Below are 21,128 nucleotides of genomic sequence, written 5' to 3'. Positions count from 1 at the left end.
GAATAGGTGGTCTCAACGCAGTTCGGCCGGAACCAAGGCCGGGACAATGGGTTCGGCGGGCACCGGCGTCTCGGGCACGGCCAGGCCGTCGCGGAAGAACCCGGGACTCCACCACCGCGCCACCAGCATCAGGACCGCACCGAGGCACAGCATCCCGAACCCCATGAAGAACACCAGGCCGATGCCGCCGATCGAGGCGCCGCTGCCGTTGTCGGGGTCCATGCTCTCGCGTACCGAGACCCCGAACACCGCGAGCAGCAACAGTCCACCGAGCAGCGGGAACGTGAACTTGAACACGATATTGCGTGCGCTGCTGAACAATTCGGCGCGGAAGTGCCATACGCAGGCGAACGCGGTGATGCCGTAGTACCAGCAGATCATGATGCCGAGTGCGGCAACGGTATCCATCAGCGTGTGTTCGGAAAGCAGTGTCACCAAGGTGTAGAAGATCCCGGTGACGATGCCCGCGACGACGGTGCTGAACGCGGGCACCCGGAAGCGGGGGCTCACGGCGGCGAACCTCTTCGGGAACGCGCCGTAGGCGCCCATCGCCAGCAGGGTGCGCGCGGCGGGCAGGAAGGTCGTCTGCAGGCTGGCCACCGAGGAGGCGAGCACCCCGAGCAGCAGCAGCGGGCCTGCCCAGCCGAGCACCGGATCGGCCAGCGCGCCGAAGACGTTGTCCGCGTTCGCCGCGTTGCCGAGGCCGAGTCCGCTCTCGCCGACACCGGCGTACATCATCACCGCCACCGCGACGAGCAGGTACGTCAGCAGAATCGAGAGCACGCACAGCAATCCGGCGCGGCCCGGCACCTTGTCCGGATCCTTGGACTCCTCGCCGAGGGTCAGGCAGGTGTCCCAGCCCCAGAACGCGAAGATCGATCCGGTGACGCCGATCGCGAACGCGGTCACCGTGATTCCGGCGAAGGGGTTGAACCAGTCGAGTTCGAAGCTCAGCCCGCCGGGCGCGTCGCCGGTGCCGACCCGGACCAGCGCGACCACCGCGAACGCGAGCAGCACGACCATCTGGAACCCGACGAGCACGTACTGCACCCGTTCACTGGTGGTGACCCCGCGCCCCGCGACCACCGTGGCGATCGCGATGAACAGCAGTGTGGTGGCGATGTCGACCGCCTTGTTGCCCGCCAGGTCGGCAAGGCCCGCGTTGCCGGAGATCCGCGCGAGGAACAGATAAAGGAACTCCACGCCGATCGAGGCCAGGTTGGACAGCACGATGATCGTCGCCATCACCATGCCCCAGCCGCACATCCAGCCCACGTAGGGCCCGAAGGCCTTGGTGGACCAGGTGAACGAGGCACCGCAGTCGGGCATGCGCGAGTTCAGCTCGCGGTAGGCGTAGGCGGTGAGGAACATCGGAATGAAGCCGGCGATCAGGATGGCGGGCAGTTTCAAGCCCACCGCGGCCACGATCAACCCGAGGCTGGCGGTGAGTGTGTAGCCGGGCGCGACGGTCGAGACACCGAGTACCGCACCGGCGAACGCGCCGACCTGCCCCGACGCCAGTCCTTTGTCGACCAACTCCGGACCAGGGGCGTTGGTTCTGCTCATGTGCTCGTCCGCCTAGTCGTGTGCGCTCATCACGTGCTTGACGCGCGTGTATTCCTCGACGCTGTAGGCGGAAAGGTCCTTACCGTAGCCGGAGTACTTGAACCCGCCGTGCGGCATCTCGGCCACCAGCGGGATATGACAGTTCACCCAGACTGCGCCGAAATCCAAAGCGCGGGTGCAGCGTTCGACGGTGGCGTGGTCCTTGGTCCAGACGCTGGCGGCCAAGCCGTAGCGGACGCCGTTGGCGTAGTCGATGGCCTGCGCCTCGTCGCGGAACGGCTGCACCGTCAGCACCGGGCCGAAGGTCTCTTCCTGGACGATGTCGTCGTGCTGGCGCACCTGCGTGACGATCGTGGGCTCGACGAAAAAGCCCTTCTCGCCCAGTCGTTTTCCGCCGAGGACGACCTTGACGTGCGCGGGCAGCGCGGCGAGCTTGCCGAGGACCGCGGCGAAGTGGCGGGCGTTGTTGAGCGGACCGTAGAAGGTCTCCGGGTCGTCGGGCAGGCCAGGTTTCAGTGTCTGCGCCTTACGCACCAGCGCGTCGACGAGCTGATCGTGGATCGACTCGTGCACCAGCACCCTGGTCGCCGCGGTGCAGTCCTGACCGGCGTTGAAGAACGCCGCCTCCGCGATACCGCTTGCGGCCCTGTCGATATCGACGTCACCGAAGACGATGGCGGGCGCCTTGCCGCCGAGCTCGAGGTGGGTGCGCTTGAGCTGCTGTGCGGCCGATCCGGCCACCGCGATGCCGGCGCGCACCGAGCCGGTAATCGATACCAGCCCGGGGGTCGGGTGGCTCACCAGCTCCGTTCCGGTGCTCGCGTCGCCGAGCACGACATTGAAAACCCCGTCCGGCAGAATGCCTTTCGTCAGTCGCGCCAGCACCAGCGTGCTCTCCGGCGTGGTATCGCTCGGCTTGAGCACGATCGTATTGCCCGCGGCCAGTGCGGGGCCGATCTTCCAGATCGCCATCATGAACGGGTAGTTCCACGGCGTCACCTGCCCGACCACACCGATCGGTTCGCGCCGCACGTAGGAGGTGAAGCCCGCCATGTACTCTCCGGCGGGGCGGCCCTCCAGCATTCTGGCCGCACCGGCGAAGAAGCGGATCTGATCGGCGCTGACCGCGATCTCCTCCGCGGCGATCACCGCTTTGGGCTGACCGGTGTTGCGGCACTGGGCCTCGACGAGTTCGTCGGAGTGCGCCTCGATCGCGTCCGCCAGCTTCAGCAGCGCGGACTGGCGTGCGCTCGGCGTTGTCCTGCCCCAGGATTCGAAGGCCCTGGCGGCCGCGGCCATGGCGGCATCGATGTCGGACCGGTTGGAGATCGGCGCCCGACCCACCACGGTCTCGTCCACCGGATTCACCAGATCGAGTGTTTCGGCGGCGCTGGAAGCCACGAATTCGCCGTCGATGAAGTTCTCGAATACCGGTAATGACATTGTTCACCGTCCATCTCTTGGGCGTGGTCTTCGGGGGTCGCCCTGGATCAGTGTGCCCTGAGACACATTCGAGCGCCTCTCGACAAGACGGCGAATCATGGGGTGGTTCTTCGACGTTCTGTACACTGCACGCGATGGCTGTACCGATTAGCTGGGTGTTGTCCCAAGCGGATCTCGCACTCCGGCTCCGGGGCGGCGCCGCCGGTATCGGACGCGAGGTCGACCTCGTGCTCACCACCGAACTGGAAGATCCGTTCCCGTGGCTTTCGCGCGGTGAGCTGGTGCTCACCACCGGTATGCGGTTGCCGCGCACCAGCCGGGAGCGCGCGGCCTATCTGCGCGCGTTCGACGAGTGCGGGGTGGCGGCGGTCGGCTTCGGCACCGGTCTCAGCTACGCCGAGGTGCCCGCGGATCTGATCGCCGCGGCCGATGCCATCCGCATCCCGCTGATCGAGGTGCCGCTGCCGACGCCGTTCGCGGCGGTGGTGAAGAAAGTCACGGCGCGGGTCGCCGAACTCCAGTACGATGCGCTGCTGCGGGCCTCGCGCGCGCAACCGCGCATGACCAAGGCGCTGCTCAAGTCCGGCGCGCGGGCGATCGTGCGGGAATTGGCCGGCTCGCTGGCGGCGACGGTGCTGATCGTCGACGCGACGGGCAAGGTCGTCGAATGCCATCCGCAGGCGCCATCGGCCGAGCTGCTGCGTGCCGTGCGGGCCGCCCTCGCGACCGATCCGACCGGCGCGGCGAGCAGCGTGCGGACCGAGACGTCCGGGGCGTCGATCACCCACCAGCGCATCGGTGTCGACCGGCGCGCGTTCGGCGAGCTGGTGGTGGTCAGCCCGGTGCCGCTGAGCGGCGTCGACCAGATCCTGCTCGGCCACGCCAACTCCCTGCTCGCCCTGGACTTCGCGAAACCGGTTCGCCTCCAAGCCGCGCAGCAGCAGCTCAACAGTCAGGCGCTGGCCCTGGTACTGAGCGCGGAAGCCGATCTCGCGCCCGCGTGGGCACAACTGAGGCCCGCCGCCGATGTCGACGGCCGCATCCGCGTGCTCGTCGCCGTGTGCGATTCGCCCGGTGCGCTGGCCGAGGTGCGTGCGGCGGTGACCGCCGCGCTGCATGCCGCGGGCACGCCGGTGTTCCTGCACGAGTGCGCGCAGCGGATCACCGTGGTGCTGCCTGGTGCCGACGGTGTCGCGTTCACGCGCGGGCTCGCGATCGACATCGGTTCCCCGGCGCGCACGCTCAGCCGGATCGGACTGAGCGGCGCGCACCGGTTGCGTGAACTCGCCATGGCCGCCGCCAATGCGGCACTGGCCGCCTCTGCGGCCGAACACGGCGGTGCCCCAGTGGAATTCGACGCCATGACCGGTCGTTCGCTGCTGGCGTTCGAGGCGAGCAGGCAGGTGCTCGACGCGATGGCCGAGACCGTGCTCGCCCCGCTCGCCGAGCACGACCGGAGCAATGACACCGACCTGCTTTCCGCGTTGCACGCCTTCCTGGAGGCGAATGGCCAGTGGGAGTCGGCCGCGGCGGCGCTCAGCGTGCATCGGCACACGCTGCGCAAGCGCATTGCCCTCGTCGAAGACCTGCTGGCTTGCGATCTCGACAACGCCAGGGTGCGCGCGGAGCTACTGCTCGCCATCCTGGCCCGCCGTGGCTGAATCGGGTCGAGCGGAAATTCGACGGATTTCGTTGCCGAGCGGCCGGGGGAGTGCCGGATCCGGCCGTCGACACCGCCTCCGATGCTTGTCGGGGTCCTGGTGTTCGGGCAGGATGCCGAGCGTGAGCGACCAAGAATCGAACCGGACGGCGCCGGTGCTCGACGAGACCTCGAAGAAGATCATCGCCCAGCTCCAGGAGGACGGGCGCCGTGCCTACGCGACGATCGGGAAGGCGGTCGGGCTGTCGGAGGCCGCGGTACGGCAGCGGGTGCAGAAGCTCTCCGACGCGGGCGTCATCCAGATCGTCGCGGTGTCGGATCCGTTGCAGGTCGGGTTGTTTCGGCAGGCGATGGTCGCGATCACGGTCGACGGTCCGCTGCGGCCGGTGTCCGACGCGCTCACGGCGATGGACGAGATCAGTTACGTGGTCGAGTGCGCGGGCCGCTACGACGTGCTGTGCGAGGCGGTCTGTGCCGACGACGCGGCCCTGCTGGATCTCGTGTCGAACCGGTTGCGCACGCTGCCCGGTGTGCGGCACGCCGAGATCATGATCTACCTGAAGCTGCGCAAGCAGACCTATCAGTGGGGCACACGCTGAGTTGGACAACGAAATCCGTAGCCCATGAGATCAATTTCGGCCTTATCGCTTGACTGCCGCCCGTTTTGCAACGGATCCAGTTGCAGGTGCTGGTGTGATGTGGGATAACCGAAACCATGAGCGCTATCACCGATCTGCCCGCCGCCGGCACCAGCGACCAGGCCCGCGTCGTCCGCGACCATCTCTGGATGCACTTCACCCAGCAATCCGAGGACACCGATGCCGAGACGCCGGTGATCGTGCGCGGTGAAGGCGCCTACATCTGGGATGCCGCGGGAAAGCGCTACCTCGACGGGCTCGCCGGTCTGTTCGCGGTGCAGGTCGGTCACGGCCGCGCCGAACTCGCCGAGGCGGCGGCGCGGCAGACCCGCGAACTCGCCTACTTCCCGCTGTGGGGCTACGCGCACCCGACGGCGATCGAGCTCGCCGAGCGCCTGGCGGTGGCTGCCCCCGGCGACCTGAATCGGGTGTTCTTCACCGTCAGCGGCGGCGAATCCGTCGAAACCGCATGGAAACTCGCGCGGCAGTACTTCAAGCTGACCGGCAAGCCGACCAAACACAAGGTGATCAGCCGCTCGATGGCCTACCACGGCACCTCGATGGGCGCGCTGTCGATCACCGGAATCCCCGGTGCGAAGGCCGATTTCGAGCCGCTGGTGCCGAGCACCATGCGGGTGCCGAACACGAATTTCTTCCGCGCCACCGAACACGCCGACGACTACGACGCGTACGGGCGCTGGGCCGCCGACCGGATCGAAGAGGCGATCCTGTTCGAGGGCCCCGAGACCGTCGCCGCGGTATTCCTCGAGCCGGTGCAGAACACCGGCGGCTGTTTCGTGCCGCCGCCGGGCTATTTCCAGCGCGTGCGCGAGATCTGCGATCGCCACGATGTGCTGCTCGTCTCCGACGAGGTGATCTGCGCCTTCGGTCGCCTCGGATATGATTTCGGCGCAAAGCGTTTCGGCTACCAGCCCGACATCCTCACCACCGCCAAAGGGCTCACCTCCGGCTATGCCGCGCTCGGCGCGGTGCTGGTCAGTGATCGGATCGCCGAGCCGTTCCGGCACGGCGCGACGTTCATGCACGGCTCGACCTACGGCGGCCACCCGGTCGCCTGCGCGGTGGCCATGGCAAACCTCGATCTGATCGAGCGCGACGGAATCTACGAGCACGTGCTGGCCAACGAGTCCCGCTTCAAGTCCACCCTGGACAAGCTCACCGATCTGCCCATCGTCGGCGAGGTGCGCGGCGCAGGCTACTTCTACGCGGTGGAGCTGGTCAAGGATCGAAATACCAAGGAGCGCTTCACCGATGAGGAAGCGACCCGCATCCTCAAGGGCTACGTGTCCAAGTCGCTGTTCGAAGCCGGCCTGCACTGCCGGGCCGACGACCGCGCCGAGCCGGTCATCCAGCTGGCCCCGCCGCTGATCTGCGAGCAGGCCCAGTTCGACGAGATGGAGCAGATCTTGCGCGAAACACTCACCGGCGCATGGAAACTGATCTGAGCACTCGGGTCGCCTGAACGAAGGGAGACCACATGACGAACATCGAATGTGCCGATCTGATCCTGCTCGCCGAGCGGGTGCACACGCTCGATCCGGCGCGGCCGCACGCGCGGTCGATCGCGATCAAGGGCGGGCGCGTCATCGGGGTCGGCACTCTGGCCGACGTCCGCGACTGGCGCGGTGCGGGCACCGAGGTGATCGACCTCGGCGCCGCGACCGTCACGCCGGGCCTGGTGGACGGACACGCCCATCCACTGGTCGGCGCGGACATGACCAACGGCGTCGATCTGTCGGCGGTGTCCAGTGTCGACGAGCTGATCGCGGCCCTGCGGGCCGAGGACGTGGCACCCGTCGACGGCTGGATCCGCGGCTGGGGACTGGACCCGAATGCCTTCGCGGGAAGGCCGATCACCTTCGATCCGCTGATCCAGGCAGTGGCCGAGACGATTCCGGTGTACCTCGACCTGAACGACGGGCACTCGGCCCTGGTGAATCCGGCCGCGCTGCGCGCGGCCGGAGTGAGCGGGCATCGTGAGTTCGATCAGGGCGCGCGCGTCGTGTGCGACGCCGACGGCCGCCCGACCGGACATCTGCTCGAGCCCGCGGCGATGGACCTGGTGCTCGCGGTCGCCCCGGTGGCGCCGATGAGCGTGCGGCGCCGACGCGTCGCCGACGTGCTGCGTGGCATGGCCGCGACCGGCCTGACCGCCGCGAACGTGATGGACTTCGACGGCGACAGCGAGGAATTGATCACCGGACTGGCCGCGGAGCTCGAACTACCCGTGCGGTTGCGCTTCGCGCCGCGCTGCCATCCCGGTACCGGGCGGGCCGGCCTCGACCACATCGTGGACCTGCAGCGCCGCGGCGGTCGCCGGTGGCAGGTCGACGGGGTGAAGTTCGTCATCGACGGCACCATCGACGGCGGGACCGCCTGGCTCGACGAGCCCGACAGTCTCGGCGAATCGACGGTCCCGTTCTGGCCGGACCCGGCGCAGTATCGAGAAGCCGTGCGCTACTTGGCCGCTCGCGGCGTACCGACGGTGACCCACGCGATCGGCGACGCCGGAGTGCGGTACGCGCTGGAGACGCTCGCGCAGGCCGAGCGGCCCGCCTCGGGCGTACTGCATCGGATCGAGCACATCGAGACCATCCCGACCGAACTCGTGCCGAAATTCCGGGCCAACGGTGTGGTCGCGAGCATGCAGCCGACCCATTGCAGTCACTTCACGCGCGCCGATCACACCGACAACTGGTCCTCGCGGCTGGGCGACGAGCGCGCCGGACGCGGGTTCCGCACCCGGGATCTGCGCGATTCCGGGGCCACCGTCGCGCTCGGCTCGGACTGGCCGATCGGACCCTATGACGCGCGCGCCATTCTCGCCGACGCGCAATTGCGCCGTCCGGCAGGGCGTTCAGATGTCGAGCCGGTTTCGCCGGCGCAATCGCTCACCGCGGCAATGGCATTGGAGGGCTATACCTCCCATGCCGCGCGGGCGGCCGGTCGCGCGGACACGGCAGGGCGGGTGGCGATCGGCTGCCGCGCCGATCTGACGGCGTTCACGGTCGATCCGCTTATCGTCGCGCCCGACGAATTGGCCTGTGCGCCTATCGCGTTGACCGTGGTCGACGGCGTGGTCGGGCACCGTGCCGCCGACGCTTGATCTCGTTGTGTGACAAGGGAGTAACGAACGATGAAAGCCAGCTGCCCGGTATTGACTGAATATTCAGTTGAGATTACCGTCACACCATGAAAGAGCATGTGGACCTGACCAGTGATCGGGTCGGTCGGATCGAGCAAGCGGGCGTCGAATATCTGCCTGAGGCGGCGCGTGATTCGTCGCCGTGGAATGTGGCGGCGGTATTCCTGGGGAGCGGATTCACCTGGACCGCGGTGATCTATGGTTGGCTGGCGATTCAACTCGGACTCTCGTTCTGGCAGGCGCTACCGGCGTTGCTGATCGGTGGTCTCCTCGGTGTCCTCGTGGTGCTGCCGACCGCGCTGATCGGGCCGCGCACCGGGACGAACATGACGGTGGCCAGCGGCGCCGAATTCGGCATCCGCGGGCGCTTCATCGGCTCGGGGCTGGCGCTGGCGACCGCCGTCGTCTTCGGCGCGATCACGGTGTGGACCAGCGGGGACGCCCTGGTCGCCGCGGGCGCCCGGATGTTCGGGACGTCAGAGGCGGGATGGGTGCGCGGCATCGCCTACGGTGTGATCGGCGCCGCGATGGTCGCCATCGCCCTGTTCGGGCACGCCACAATCGTTGCGGCGCAAAAGATCATCGTTCCGGTGGTCGGCGTGTTGATGCTCGCCGGGGTCTTCGCCTTCGCGGGACGATTCGACGGGGGCGTGGGATCGGGGGAGTACGCCCTCGGCGGCTTCGCCCAGACCTGGGTGCTGGCCGTGGTGATCTCCGCGTCCGGGCCGATCTCCTATGCGACCACCATCGGTGACTACACCCGAAGGGTGTCGCACCGGCGCTACCGCGACCGCCATATCGCGGGCGCGCTCGGGCTCGGGCTGTACTTCGGCGGCGTCATCCCGGCGAGCTTCGGCGCGTTCACCGCGTCGGCGCTGTCGACCGACACCGGTTCCTACGCCAGCGATCTCGTCGCGGCGGCGCCGCTGTGGTTCACCTTCGGGATCGTGGTGATCTCGATCCTCGGCGGCCTCGGGCAGGGCGTGCTGTGCATCTACGGGAGCGGTCTCGATCTGGAGGGCGTGTTCCCCCGGTTGCTGCGCGTGCAGACCACGATGATGACCGCCGCGTTGGTCATCGCGCTGCTCTATGTCGGGGTCTTCGTCTTCGACGCGGTCGATTCGGTGAGCGCGGTCGCGGTGATCCTGAACGCCGTGGTCACCCCCTGGGTGGTGATCATGGTGATCGGCGCGTTGCGTCGTCGCGTCGGCGGCTACGACGTGCTGGATCTGCAGACCTTCGCGCAGGGGCGAACCGGCGGCCGCTACTGGTACACCGGTGGCTGGCATCTCGCCGCGGTGGTGGCCTGGGCGGCGGGTGCGGTCGTCGGCGTACTCGCGATCCACACCACGGTGTACACCGGCCCGATCGCCTCGATCGCGGACGGCATCGACATCAGCATGTTCGGTTCCGGTCTGGTCGCGGCGGCGGTTTACCTTGTCGCGGTACGCCTTTGGGAAAATTCGACGGTATCGCTGCCACCGGTGGTTTCCGAACTCAACGAGGCTTGATTTTTTGTCCCACCAATCTTGACTGAATATTCAGTTTTCGATCATCGAGAAGGCAGGTTGTCATGACCGAGCAGACATTCGAGGTAACGACCGCGCCGACACCGCCGCTGTCCTACGCGCGCGTCGCGCCGAGCAGTCGCCCGCCGGTGCGGGTCGCAGTGGTGCAGCACCGGTGGCTTCCGGACGCGGCGGCGCTGCGCGCCGCACTGCACGAGGGCATCGGCCTGGCCGCCGCCGAGGGCGCGCGGGCGGTGTTCCTACCGGAACTGACGCTGTCGCGCTATCCCGCCGACGTGCGGGCGGCGGCGAATCCCGGTGCGGCGGCCGAGGATCTGACGACGGGGCCGACGTTCACCTTCGCCGCCGCCGCGGCCCGCGCACACGGCGTCGCGGTGCACGCCTCGCTGTACGAGAAGGCGACCGGCCCGGATGGACTCGGCTTCAACACCGCGATCCTGGTTTCCCCGGAAGGCGAACTGATCGGCCGGACCCGCAAGCTGCACATCCCGATCAGCGACGGCTACTACGAGGACACCTACTTTCGCCCCGGTCCGGCCGAGGATGCCTACCCGATCTATCGCCCCGCCGCGTTGGACGGCGCCGCCGTCGGCCTGCCGACCTGCTGGGACCAGTGGTTTCCCGAACTGGCCCGGATGTATTCGCTCGGCGGTGCGGAAATCCTGGTGTACCCCACCGCGATCGGGTCCGAACCCTCGTTCCCCGGCTTCGACACCCAACCGCTGTGGCAGCAGGTGATCATCGGAAACGCCATCACCGCGGGCACTTTCATGATCGTGCCGAATCGGTTCGGCGACGAGGGCGGCGTCACCTTCTACGGGTCATCGTTCATCGCCGACCCGTACGGGCGAGTGCTCGTCCAAGCGCCGCGGGACCGGGCCGCGGTCTTGGTCGCCGATCTGGATCTGGACCAGCGCAAGGATTGGCTCGACCTGTTCCCGTTCCTCACCACGCGGCGCCCCGATACCTACGACCGCCTCACCGACCCGGTCGATCCGGAGAATGCCTACGGTGCGAGTCACGTCGAGAGCAGGGCGTCATGAGCTGGATGATGCCGGCGGAAACGGCACCGCAGGAGCGTATTTGGATGGCGTTCCCGCCGCTGGGCGCGAGCGTGTTCGCCACGGCGGAGTCCGCGCACGAGGCGCGGGAGGCCTGGGCCCGGGTGGCGCACGAGATTCTCGAGTTCGAACCCGTCACGATGGTCGTTGACCCCGCCGATCGGCAGGCGGCTCGAAAATATCTGTCCGACATGGTCGAGGTGTTCGAGGCGCCGCTCGACGACGCGTGGATGCGCGATATCGGCCCCTCCTTCGTGCACGACGCGGACACCGGCGCGCTTGGCGCGGTGGACTGGGTATTCAACGGGTGGGGGCAGCAGGACTGGGCGAAGTGGGCGCGCGACAGTGCGATCGGCGCGACGGTCGGCCGGGCGGCGGGCGCGCGAATCGTGGACTCGAAGCTGGTCAACGAGGGCGGCGGCATCCAGGTCGACGGACTCGGTACCGTACTGGTCACCGAGACAGTGCAACTCGACCCGATGCGTAATCCGGGACTCGACAAGGCCGCGGTGGAGGCCGAACTGGCGCGCACCATCGGCGCCCGGCACGTCATTTGGTTACCGCGCGGCCTGACCAGGGACAACGCTCAGCACGGCACCCGAGGCCACGTCGACATCGTCGCCGCGATTCCGGCGCCGGGCGTGCTGCTCGTGCACGCCCAGCTCGACACCGCGCATCCGGACTGGGCGGTGACCCGGGAACTGCTGGGTCTGCTGCGGGAGACCACCGACGCGGACGGCCGCTCCTGGGATATCGTCGAAGTGCCCGCGCCGCAGGTGCTTCGCGATGCCGACGACTGGGTCGACTACAGCTACATCAATCACCTCGTCGTCAACGACGGCGTAATCGCCTGCGGCTTCGGCGATCCCAACGACAGCGTGGCCGCCGCCATTCTCGCCGAGGTGTATCCGGGCCGCCAGGTGCGCACCGTGGACGCCAGGGAGATCTTCGCCCGCGGCGGTGGCATCCACTGCATCACCCAGCAGCAGCCGAGGGGGTTCGGCTGAAAAATCAGGTGGGATATGTTGGTTCGGGAACCGGAGCCGACCGACTGGAGCAACTGCGATGGCGAGCCGACGCGAAGCGATCCTGCGGGCCAGCGCCAAGGCGATCGCCGAGCGCGGCGTGCGCGGGTTGCGCGTGCACGATGTCGCCGAGGTCGCGGGCGTCTCGCCCGGTCTGCTCTATTACTACTTCAAGGATCGCGACGGTCTGCTCGCCGCCGCGCTGACCTACATCAACGACCGGGCGCGCGAATCCGGCACCGCCAGTGAGGGATCGGATTCGCCGCTGGAGCGGCTGCACGCGCACGCGCTGGCCGATATCCAGGACGTGCCCGAGGTGTTCGAGAACGCGTTGGTCTGGCACGAATTACGGGCGTCGGCGGTCTTCGAGGCGCCGCTGCGCGAGCCGCTCGCCGCGACCTCGCGGCAGTGGGACGCGGAGATCGCCGACGCGATCCGGGTGGCCCAGGCCGCCGGAGACTTGGCGGGCGGCATCGATCCGAAAGCCATGGGCCTCATCGTCACCGCGTTGACCGACGGTCTGTCCGCGCGCTGGCTCTCCGGTGAACTCAGCACGGAGCAGGCGCGGGCGCATCTGTCGCTCGCGTTGTCGGCACTGTTGCCCGCGGCCGAACGCGCGCCGGCGGACGGGGGAGCGGTGCGGTCCGGGCGGCGCGCCGGGAACATATGACACGCGGGGGAATTCGACGAAATGCCGCGAAAAGCTGATATTCGCGGCGAGATCTGATAAAACATCGGCCGTACTAGAGGTTGCTCCTCCGCTTACGTCCGTGCCGCGCTCACCGTGCGGTGGTGAGAAGGACAGCGCAGGGGAGCCGTTCGCATGTAAGCGGGCCGCGCAGGTGCTGTAACGGGCCCAGAACCCAGCACAACCCGGTGACCTCGAGGAGAGCCCGTTCGTGTCCGTGTACCTCTATAAATGGGGAAAGTTCGCGTTCCGCCGCAAGTGGATCGTGCTGCCGCTGTGGCTGTTACTGCTCGGCGCGCTCGGCGCCGGTTCGCACCAGCTGAGCAAGTCGATGAGCGACGAGTTCAGCATGCCCGCGCTGCCGTCGGAACGCGCGACCGAGATCCTGGACAGGCAGTTTCCCGGTATGTCCGCGCAATTCGGCATCGACGCCGTCAGCGGCACCTATGTGATCAAGGCGCCCGACGGCACGAAGCTGACCGACAAACAGAACAGCGCCGCGATCGACGCGCTGATCACCGAGCTGCGGGCGCTGGTGGTCGGCGCGGACGGACACCGGCTCGTCGCCGAAAAAGACGGTACGGCGCTGCGGAATCCGGTCGCGGCGACCGAGGCGATGGGTTGTCTGCGCGCCGCTGACCCCGCCGCGTGCGCAGGCGCGCCGCTCAACGTCCTGAGCAAGGACGCCCCGGCCACGGTCGCCGTGCTGACGGTGCCGTTCGACATCGCCTCCGCGATGGACATCACCGACGAGCAGCGCACCGCCGCCTACGCGGTGGCCGACCCGGCCCGCGAGCGCGGCCTGGTCGTCGAACTCGGCGGATCCATCGCGCGGGAGATGGAACAGCCGAGCGGACAGGCCGAAATGATCGGCATGGGGGTGGCGCTTGTCGTCATGGTGATCGCGTTCGGCGCCATCGTGGCGGCCTTCGTGCCGATCATCACCGCCCTCGTCGGCCTCGGCGCCGCCATGTTGGGGATCTCGCTCGGCACGGCGTTCGTCGAGGTGCCGAGTTTCACGACGTTCCTGGCGTCGATGATCGGTATCGCGCTCTCGATCGACTACGCGTTGTTCATCGTCTCGCGTTACAAGCACGAACTGCGGATCGCGGCGAATCCTGAAGAGGCGGCGGGTATTTCGGTCGGCACCGCGGGCTCGGCGGTGGTGTTCGCAGGGCTCACCGTCATCGTCGCGCTCGGGGCGCTGAGCATCGTCGGGGTGAACTTCCTGACGTTCATGGGCCTCGGCGGCGCGGTGGCCGCGTTCTTCGCCGTGCTCACCGCGATCACGCTGATGCCCGCGCTGCTCGGTGCTTTCGGCCGTTTCCTCTTCACACCGAGGCTGCCGCTGGTGGCGCGCCATGATCCCGAGGACGACACCTCCGTCACCAACGGCATGCGCGTCGGCCGCCTGATCGGCAAGCGCCCCTGGCTCGCCCTGATCGTCGCGGTGGCCGCACTGGCGGCCATGGCCACCCCCGCGCTCCAGTTGCAGCTGGGCTTGCCCGGCGAGGACAGCCTGCCGGCCGAGTCCACGGCGCGGCAGGCCTACGACATTCGGACCAGTGGCTTCGGCGAAGGCAGCAATGGCGTTCTGACCGTGGCCGCCGACCTGGAACGCGTGCCCGAAGGTGACCGCGCGGCCGCGGTGACCGCGCTGCGCGATCGGCTCGCGGCGTTCCCCGAGATGGACTACCTCACCACGCCCCAGTTCAGTGCGAACGGGCTCGGCGCGATGTTCAGCGGCGTGCCGAAATCGGGCCCGAACAACCAGGACACCAAGGATCTGGTGCGCGATGCCCGAGCCGCCGAGGCCGAACTCACCGAGCGCTACGGCATCGAATACGGCATCACCGGGACCACCGCCATCTACGCCGACATGGACCACGTGCTGCTCGGCAAGATCGTGCCCTATCTGGCGATCGTCGCGGGCGCGGCTTTCGTGCTGTTGATCCTGGTGTTCCGCTCGATCCTGGTGCCGCTGACCGCGGCGCTCGGCTTCCTGCTCTCCATGGCGGCCACCTTCGGCGCCACCGTGCTGATCTTCCAGCAGGGCAGGTTCGGCCTGATCGCCGATCCGCAGCCGATCGTCAGCTTTCTGCCGATCATGTTGATCGGCTTGGTGTTCGGCCTCGCGATGGATTATCAGGTGTTCCTGGTGACGCGCATGCGCGAGGAGTTCGTGCACGGCAGATCGCCGCGCGAGGCGATGATCGCCGGATATCACCACGGCGCCCGGGTGGTGACCTCCGCGGCGATCATCATGATCTCGGTCTTCGGTTCCTTCCTGCTGGAGTCCGACGTGACCGCGAAATCCATGGGTTTCGCGCTGGCCGCCGGTGTCGCCATCGATGCCTTCGTCGTGCGCATGGTGCTGGTTCCGGCGCTGCTGGTGATCATGGGAAGGCTCGCGTGGTGGATGCCGAAATGGCTCGATCGCGTGCTGCCGGACATCGACGTGGAGGGCGCGAAGCTGCGCGCGGCGGCGCGGCGGGTTGAATCCGCCCGTGCCGCACAGGTCGCCGCGGATGTCCCGGATACCGTTGCGGTGGAGCAGATTCCGGAGCCGGTCGGCGCCGCGAGCGGCCGCACGATCTTCGGCCGGGTGTACCGCGACGACGGGCACCCGGTGCCGGACGCGGCGCTGACGCTGATCGACCAACGCGGACACCAGGTTTCGCGGGCGACTGCCGACAGCGACGGCAACTATGCGATCGAACCGCCCGCGCCGGGCGGCTACGTGCTGATCGTCTCCGCGCACCGGCACCAGCCTGCCGCGGTGAACGTCACGGTGGTGGCGGGCGGCGCACAGCACGTCGAGGTCGCGCTGCGAGGGTCAGGGGAGTTGTCGGGTGTGGTGCGCACCGCGGCACGGGAGCCGGTGGCGCAGGCCACGATCACCGTGACCGATCCGCACGGCGAGGTGGTCGGGGTGGCGGTCAGCGCGGCGGATGGCGGATACGCCTGCAAGGGCGTGCAACCCGGCACCTACACCCTGGTGGCGGTCGCTGCGCGGATGCGGCCCACCGCGACGACGCTGACCGTACCGGAAAGCGGCCGTTTGCGTTTCGACGTCGAGCTCGCGCCGATGGCGATGCTGTGGGGCACGGTCCGTGCGGGCGGGCGCGCGGTGTACGACGCCAGGATTACGGTGCTCGACTGGTCCGGCGCGGTGGTCGGCGTCGCCCACACCGACGAGGACGGCCGCTACGCGGTCGCCGATCTCCCGGAGGGCGAATACACCGTTGAAGCCCGCGGCTACCCCTTGGTCACCGGCCAGGTCACGATCACCGGCAGCCAGGTCGACCACGACGTCCGTCTCGGCTTCGACATAGAAGAACCCGCCCAGATGTCGTGACCCGAAACCGAGGACCCCAGCCGCTCGGGTCGCGACGAGATCATGCGGCGCGCGATCGAGCGCGGCGAGATCGATCCGGCCAAGCTGACGCCGCGCATCGCCGCACTGCCTTTCGACCTGCTCCGGGCCGAGACGATGATGACCTTGCGTCCGGTTGCGGCGGAGGTGATCGAGGAGATCGTCGATACGATCTTTCTCCCGCTCGTCCGCTGATTCGTGCGCCGGATAATTCCCTCCCACTTCAACATATATCGCACCGGGGGGCTTGCGGCAAGACCCGGGTGATGCCGCACAATGACCGGCCGGAACTAACGACCTGCGGAAATGGGGTATTGCGAAGTGCGTGTGCTGCTGACGACGTGGGGATCGCGCGGGGACGTCGAACCGCTGGCGGGGCTGGCCGTCGCGTTGCGGGAACTCGGGGCGGAGGCGATTGTCTGCGCGCCGCCGGACGAGGAGTTCGCGAGACTGCTCGACCGGGCGGGTGTCCCGCTGGTACCGCTGGGCCCGACGGTGCACTCGATCGTCGCCAATCCGAAGCCGCCGACCGCGCAGGACGCGTTCCAGCTTGCGCCCGCGCTGGTGGCCGCGCGATTCGAGACGCTCATGGCGGCGGGTGCGGAGTGTGACGCGCTGCTGGCGACCGGCCTGATGCCGGCGGGTGCGCGGGACGTGGCCGAAAAGCTGGGCATCCCTTATGTTCTCGCGTGCTTCCACCTGATCGGACTGCCGTCGAGGCAGTTCCCGCCGGGGCGGCGGCCCGGCACGCCATCTCCAGAGGGAGAGACCGATATTCGGGTGCTGTGGCGCCAGGACGCGGAGCGGGTGAACGCGCTCTACGGTCCCGCGCTCAACGAGCATCGCGCGGCGCTCGGAATGGCGCCGGTGGACAACGTCCGCGACTACGTGTTCACCGACCGGCCGTGGCTCGCGGCCGACGAGACGCTGTGTCCCTCGGCGGGCCGGACCGAACTCGACGTCGTGCAGACCGGAGCCTGGATTCTGCCCGACAATCGCCCGCTCCCGGCCGAATTGGAAGCATTCCTGAATGCCGGTGCGCCGCCGGTGTACGTGGGCTTCGGCAGCATGGCGTCGCACACCGCGGCCGATGTCGCCCGGGTCGGCATCGAGGCGGTGCGCGCGCAGGGCCGTCGAATCCTGTTGGCCCGCGGATGGGCGAAGCTCGCCCCGATCGACGACGACGGCGACTGCTTCGTGCTCGATGATGTCAACCAGCAGGCGCTGTTTCCCCGGGTGGCCGCCGTCGTCCATCACGGCGGCGCGGGTACCACCACGACGGCGGCCCGCGCGGGTGCGCCCCAGGTGATCGTGCCGCACATCGCCGACCAGCCGTTCTGGGGCGCGCGGATGGCCGAACTCGGCATCGGTGTGGCGCACGACGGTTCGACGCCGACGGTGGACTCGCTGTCCGCCGCGCTGGCCACCGCGTTGGACCCCGGCATGCGAACCCGTGCCGCCGCCGTCGCCGCGGATATCCGTGGTGACGGCGCGACGGTCGCGGCGAAGCTGCTGATCGATCTGGCGGGTCAGCAGAACCGTTCGTAGGGCGTGCGCGCGGAACTCCGTGGCCGTCAGTAGATCGAGGTAGCGCCGGGGCGCATGCCGAGGCGGCCCATCGGCGGGACCATGGCCAGCCAGGCGCCGGCCAGCGGGAAGTAGGGCGCCACCCGGGCGGCGATCTCCCGGGTGGCGAAGGTGAGCGGATCGCTCGCCCGCATCAACCGGAGCGCGGCGGCCGCCGCGTCCCGGTTGTAGCGCCCCGCGTCCCGCCGGTCGGTCGCGCACGCATCGATGAGTGCCGCGGCGGCCGAACCGTCCTCCGCGGCCAGCGCTTTGGCGATGGCGGTGGCCGCGTCGGTCGCGTCGATCACGCCGGAATTCAAACCGCGGCCACCGCCGAAGGGCGCGAACAAATGGGCGGCCTCACCGGCGAGCAGGACGCGGCGGTGCGGGTCGGTGTAGGTCTCGGCGACCACCTGCTGGAAACGGTAGGTGGAGATCCAGCGGATGTGATCGGCGTACCACGGGTCGAGGATCTTCGGCAGCCATTCGCGCACGCCCGCCGGGTCGGACAGCTGGGCGACGTCGTCGCCGCGCTTGCATTGCAGGTCGACGCGCAGGCCGCCGCGGAAGGGCATGTGCATGACGTTGCGGCCGCCCAGTTCCGGTGTGCGGTAATGGAACAGCGCCGGTGCGGTCGCCGTGGATCCGTCCGGTCGCTCGGTGACGTCGACGATGATGAACGGCACGTCGTCGGTATGGCCCCACATGCGCAGACCCAGGCTCTTGCGGACGGCGGAACGTGCGCCGTCGGCGGCGATCACATAGGGCGCGCGCACTTTCGCGCAGTCACGCAAGGTCAGAACGACACCGTCGGGGTCGGTGTGCACGCTCTGAACCGTTGCATCCCAGCGGAATTCGACGCCGTGCGCCACGCAGTCGGCGTACAGGATCGCCTCGGTCTCGGTTTGTGGCAAGCTCGTGCCGCGTGTCATGGCGGGCAGGGCGGGGGAGTGGAAGTCGAAGATGCGCCTGCCCGCGTAGTAGCAGTCGCCACCGCGCACTTGGATGCCCGCCTCGCCGATCCGCTCGCCGAGGCCGGGCAGTACCTCGCTGAATCGGCCCAGTGTCCACGGCATCAGGTAGATGGCCCGGCTGCCGGGGCGCGGACGGCCCGCGGGCTCGGCCTCCAGTACGAGTACTTCCATGCCGAGGCGGCGCAGCGCCAGGGCGGCGGTCAGGCCGACCGGGCCCGCTCCGACGACGACAACCGGCTGCCGGTGATTTTCGTGCCACATATCCACTCCCACATAAGTACGGACCCGTACTTACGGTGGCATAAGTACGTGTCCGTAACAAGAGGGAATCGCACAAAGGCGCAGCGGCAGCGGTGGGTCAGCCGACGGCGCGCCGACCGGCCGCGAGTATCTCGACCGCCTGGGCCACGAACCGGCTCAACCGTTCTGCCCCGTACTCGTCGGGATTCGTCACGGCCTGGCGGACCAGGTGCTCGCCGGTCGCGAGCAGGGATTCGGCGAGCAGATCGTCGTCGAGCTCCGCGACCCCGCCCTCGCGCGCCCGGCTCCACGCGATGAGCGCGCGCAGATTGTCCAACGCCACCTGACGCGCCTGTGCCGCGTGCGCGCGCACCTCCGGCGGCGCGTCGTCGGCGGCGGCCAGTAGCAGGCGCACGCCGTCCGGATGCTCGGCCGCCGCATGCAGCATGTTGTGCGCCGCCGCGGCGAGCGTCCCCGCGAAGTCGGCGTCCTCGGTGAATTCGGGCATCGCGGCGCCGAGTGCGTCGATCGCGCGCTGTTGTTCCCGTTCGAACAAGGCGGCCAGCAGCGGGCCGCGCCCGGGATAGGCGGCGTACACCCGGGGTTTCGCCAGTTCGGCGGCCCGGGCCACCGCCTCCATGGTTACCGCCGAATACCCTTGCCGGACAACCAGTCCCAGCGCGGCGTCGAGCACCTGCGTGCGGCGCACGGCCAGGTCCATCCTGGGCTGCCTCGGCTTCTTCGCGGTCCCGCTCACGCCGGCTCTCCGCCCGTGCGTCGCCGAGCGGGCTCGTGCCCACCACCGCCCGACAACACCTCCATGAATCCGTACCCTAACGCAGGTATGCGGCAGTACCCGGCGGCGACGTGACGTGGCGGCGCGCTGACACCGTCCGGCGTGGCGGCGATCGGATCAGTCGGCGGCGAGGGCGGCCGTCGGCAGGCCCTGTGCCCAGCTGCGCTGTTGACCGCGCTTGGCGATGCGCCAGCCGTCTGCGGTGCGCACGTATTCGTCGATGTACCACATGCCGAGCAGGGTCACCGGTGGCGCGCCTGTCTCGGGCGGCAGCACGAGCGCGTTGTAGCACATGACCCGTCCCGTCGCCCGGTCACCGTCGATGCGGATGTCGGTGTTCGCGATCAGATGCTGCGACGCCGAGAGTGGCGCCATCCCCTCGGCCAGCCACTTCTTCATCTCGGCCGGCTTGCCGGCGCTAGGGCATGTCTCCCAATCGACCTTTTCGGATCACGCCCGGTGGGCCGGTTGGTCGGGCATCATGGTCGCCGTGGCGACGGTGGTTGGTGATCGGTATCGGGTTCTGACGGATAAGCAGTGGGAACTGCTGGAGCTGTTGTTGCCGAAATCCGATGGCCAGGTAGGCCGTAACTTCGCCAACAATCGGCTGGTGGTGGAGGGGATGCTGTTCCGGTTGCGGACGGGGGTGCCGTGGAGGGACTTGCCGGAGGCGTTCGGTCCGTGGCAGACGGTGTGGAAGCGGCATCGCCGCTATGCCGGTGACGGGACCTGGGATCGAGTGCTGGTCGCGTTGACCGCGCTCGCGGACGCGACCGGGAATCTGGATTGGGTCGTGTCGGTGGATTCTTCGATCATGCGAGTTCATCAACACGGCGCGAACACCTCTCGTGGCGGCGAGGAAGCCGGCGGCCCGGACTCGGATTTACGAGCCCGCTGATCACGCCATCGGCCGGTCCCGAGGTGGGCTGACCACGAAAGCACATCTGGCCACCGACGGCCACGGCCGAGGTTTGGCGGTGTTGCTGACAGCGGGCCAAGCCGGTGATTCACCGATGATGCCTGCCGTGCTCGAGGCGGTCGCGGTGCCGCGCCTGGCCGGTGGCCCGCCACGACGCAACCCGGACCAGGTGCTCGCCGACAAGGCGTACTCCGCGGCAAGCAACCGGAAGTTCCTGCGCAGCAGAGGTATTCGCTCGGTTATTCCGGAACGCAGCGATCAGATCGCCCACCGTAAGCGGCGTGGTCGTACCGGTGGGCGACCGCCGGGGTTCGACCCGATGGCCTACAAGGGTCGCAACGTCGTCGAACGCGCCTTCAACAAGGCCAAACACTGGCGTGGCGTCGCCACCCGATACGACAAACTCGCCATGACCTACCGTGCGGGCTTCGTCATCGCGCTGGTGGTCGAGTGGCTCAGACTATTGGGAGACATGACCTAG

General features: G+C 68.5%; 15 protein-coding genes and 3 pseudogenes. 13 read left to right on the top strand and 5 right to left on the bottom strand.

What is annotated here, in order from left to right:
* Positions 1–12: 12 nt before the first annotated feature.
* Positions 13–1,566 carry an APC family permease gene (locus F5X71_RS19520; RefSeq protein ID WP_167463336.1) on the bottom strand — a complete coding sequence of 518 codons (1,554 nt, stop codon included), beginning with the start codon at positions 1,564–1,566 and terminating at the stop codon, positions 13–15.
* A gap of 12 nt (positions 1,567–1,578) precedes the next feature.
* Positions 1,579–3,009 (bottom strand): gamma-aminobutyraldehyde dehydrogenase, encoded by a 1,431-nt coding sequence (locus tag F5X71_RS19515; RefSeq protein ID WP_167463335.1) that lies wholly within the window; start codon positions 3,007–3,009, stop codon positions 1,579–1,581.
* A 134-nt stretch (positions 3,010–3,143) separates the two neighbouring features.
* Between F5X71_RS19515 and F5X71_RS19510 the strand changes: the two genes are divergently transcribed.
* The 12 genes and pseudogenes from F5X71_RS19510 to F5X71_RS19460 all read left to right on the top strand — a co-directional run bounded on the left by F5X71_RS19510 (position 3,144) and on the right by F5X71_RS19460 (position 17,700).
* Positions 3,144–4,670 carry a PucR family transcriptional regulator gene (locus tag F5X71_RS19510; protein ID WP_167463334.1) on the top strand — a complete coding sequence of 509 codons (1,527 nt, stop codon included), beginning with the start codon at positions 3,144–3,146 and terminating at the stop codon, positions 4,668–4,670.
* Between the two features lie 112 nt (positions 4,671–4,782).
* Entirely contained in the window at positions 4,783–5,268 is a 486-nt protein-coding gene (locus tag F5X71_RS19505; RefSeq protein WP_167463333.1) for an Lrp/AsnC family transcriptional regulator, read from the top strand.
* Between the two features lie 116 nt (positions 5,269–5,384).
* Positions 5,385–6,773, top strand: coding sequence for an aspartate aminotransferase family protein (locus F5X71_RS19500; RefSeq protein ID WP_167463332.1), 1,389 nt, complete (start codon positions 5,385–5,387; stop codon positions 6,771–6,773).
* A 32-nt stretch (positions 6,774–6,805) separates the two neighbouring features.
* A complete protein-coding gene (locus F5X71_RS19495; RefSeq protein ID WP_174817101.1) occupies positions 6,806–8,434 on the top strand; it encodes an amidohydrolase in 1,629 nt (542 codons plus the stop codon).
* Positions 8,435–8,520: 86 nt separating this feature from the next.
* Positions 8,521–9,984, top strand: coding sequence for a purine-cytosine permease family protein (locus F5X71_RS19490; RefSeq protein WP_167463331.1), 1,464 nt, complete (start codon positions 8,521–8,523; stop codon positions 9,982–9,984).
* Positions 9,985–10,046: 62 nt separating this feature from the next.
* Positions 10,047–11,045 carry a nitrilase-related carbon-nitrogen hydrolase gene (locus F5X71_RS19485; protein WP_167463330.1) on the top strand — a complete coding sequence of 333 codons (999 nt, stop codon included), beginning with the start codon at positions 10,047–10,049 and terminating at the stop codon, positions 11,043–11,045.
* Positions 11,042–12,070: an agmatine deiminase family protein gene (locus tag F5X71_RS19480; RefSeq protein ID WP_167463329.1), complete on the top strand. Its 1,029-nt coding sequence runs from the start codon at positions 11,042–11,044 to the stop codon at positions 12,068–12,070. Before F5X71_RS19485 ends, F5X71_RS19480 begins: the two co-directional genes overlap by 4 nt.
* A 58-nt stretch (positions 12,071–12,128) precedes the next feature.
* Positions 12,129–12,758, top strand: a complete 630-nt coding sequence (locus F5X71_RS19475; RefSeq protein WP_167463328.1) for a TetR/AcrR family transcriptional regulator — start codon at positions 12,129–12,131, stop codon at positions 12,756–12,758.
* A gap of 229 nt (positions 12,759–12,987) precedes the next feature.
* A pseudogene (locus F5X71_RS19470) lies at positions 12,988–15,294 on the top strand (MMPL family transporter); the annotation flags it as partial.
* A 30-nt stretch (positions 15,295–15,324) separates the two neighbouring features.
* Positions 15,325–16,134, top strand: a complete 810-nt coding sequence (locus tag F5X71_RS37755) for an MSCRAMM family protein (RefSeq protein WP_428981494.1) — start codon at positions 15,325–15,327, stop codon at positions 16,132–16,134.
* 24 nt (positions 16,135–16,158) lie between these two features.
* Positions 16,159–16,347, top strand: a pseudogene (locus tag F5X71_RS19465) (TetR/AcrR family transcriptional regulator C-terminal ligand-binding domain-containing protein); the annotation flags it as partial.
* Positions 16,348–16,473: 126 nt separating this feature from the next.
* Positions 16,474–17,700 (top strand): glycosyltransferase, encoded by a 1,227-nt coding sequence (locus F5X71_RS19460; RefSeq protein ID WP_167463326.1) that lies wholly within the window; start codon positions 16,474–16,476, stop codon positions 17,698–17,700.
* Between the two features lie 26 nt (positions 17,701–17,726).
* On the opposite strand, the gene F5X71_RS19455 is transcribed toward F5X71_RS19460, so the two are convergent.
* The 3 genes and pseudogenes from F5X71_RS19455 to F5X71_RS19445 form a co-directional block, all read right to left on the bottom strand.
* Entirely contained in the window at positions 17,727–18,953 is a 1,227-nt protein-coding gene (locus tag F5X71_RS19455) for an FAD-dependent oxidoreductase (RefSeq protein ID WP_167463325.1), read from the bottom strand.
* A 97-nt stretch (positions 18,954–19,050) separates the two neighbouring features.
* Positions 19,051–19,689, bottom strand: coding sequence for a TetR/AcrR family transcriptional regulator (locus tag F5X71_RS19450; RefSeq protein WP_167463324.1), 639 nt, complete (start codon positions 19,687–19,689; stop codon positions 19,051–19,053).
* 156 nt (positions 19,690–19,845) lie between these two features.
* A pseudogene (locus F5X71_RS19445) lies at positions 19,846–20,130 on the bottom strand (nuclear transport factor 2 family protein); the annotation flags it as partial.
* A gap of 79 nt (positions 20,131–20,209) precedes the next feature.
* Here F5X71_RS19445 and F5X71_RS19440 point away from each other — a divergent pair.
* Positions 20,210–21,128 (top strand): IS5 family transposase gene (locus tag F5X71_RS19440; protein ID WP_238815329.1). Its coding sequence is split into 2 segments (ribosomal slippage): positions 20,210–20,580 and positions 20,579–21,128, totalling 921 coding nucleotides; the frame shifts between segments, so codons are not numbered across the junction.

It is taken from the genome of Nocardia brasiliensis, from assembly GCF_011801125.1.
Taxonomy (GTDB): domain Bacteria; phylum Actinomycetota; class Actinomycetes; order Mycobacteriales; family Mycobacteriaceae; genus Nocardia; species Nocardia brasiliensis_C.
This window is presented reverse-complemented; position numbering and strand designations above follow the sequence as displayed.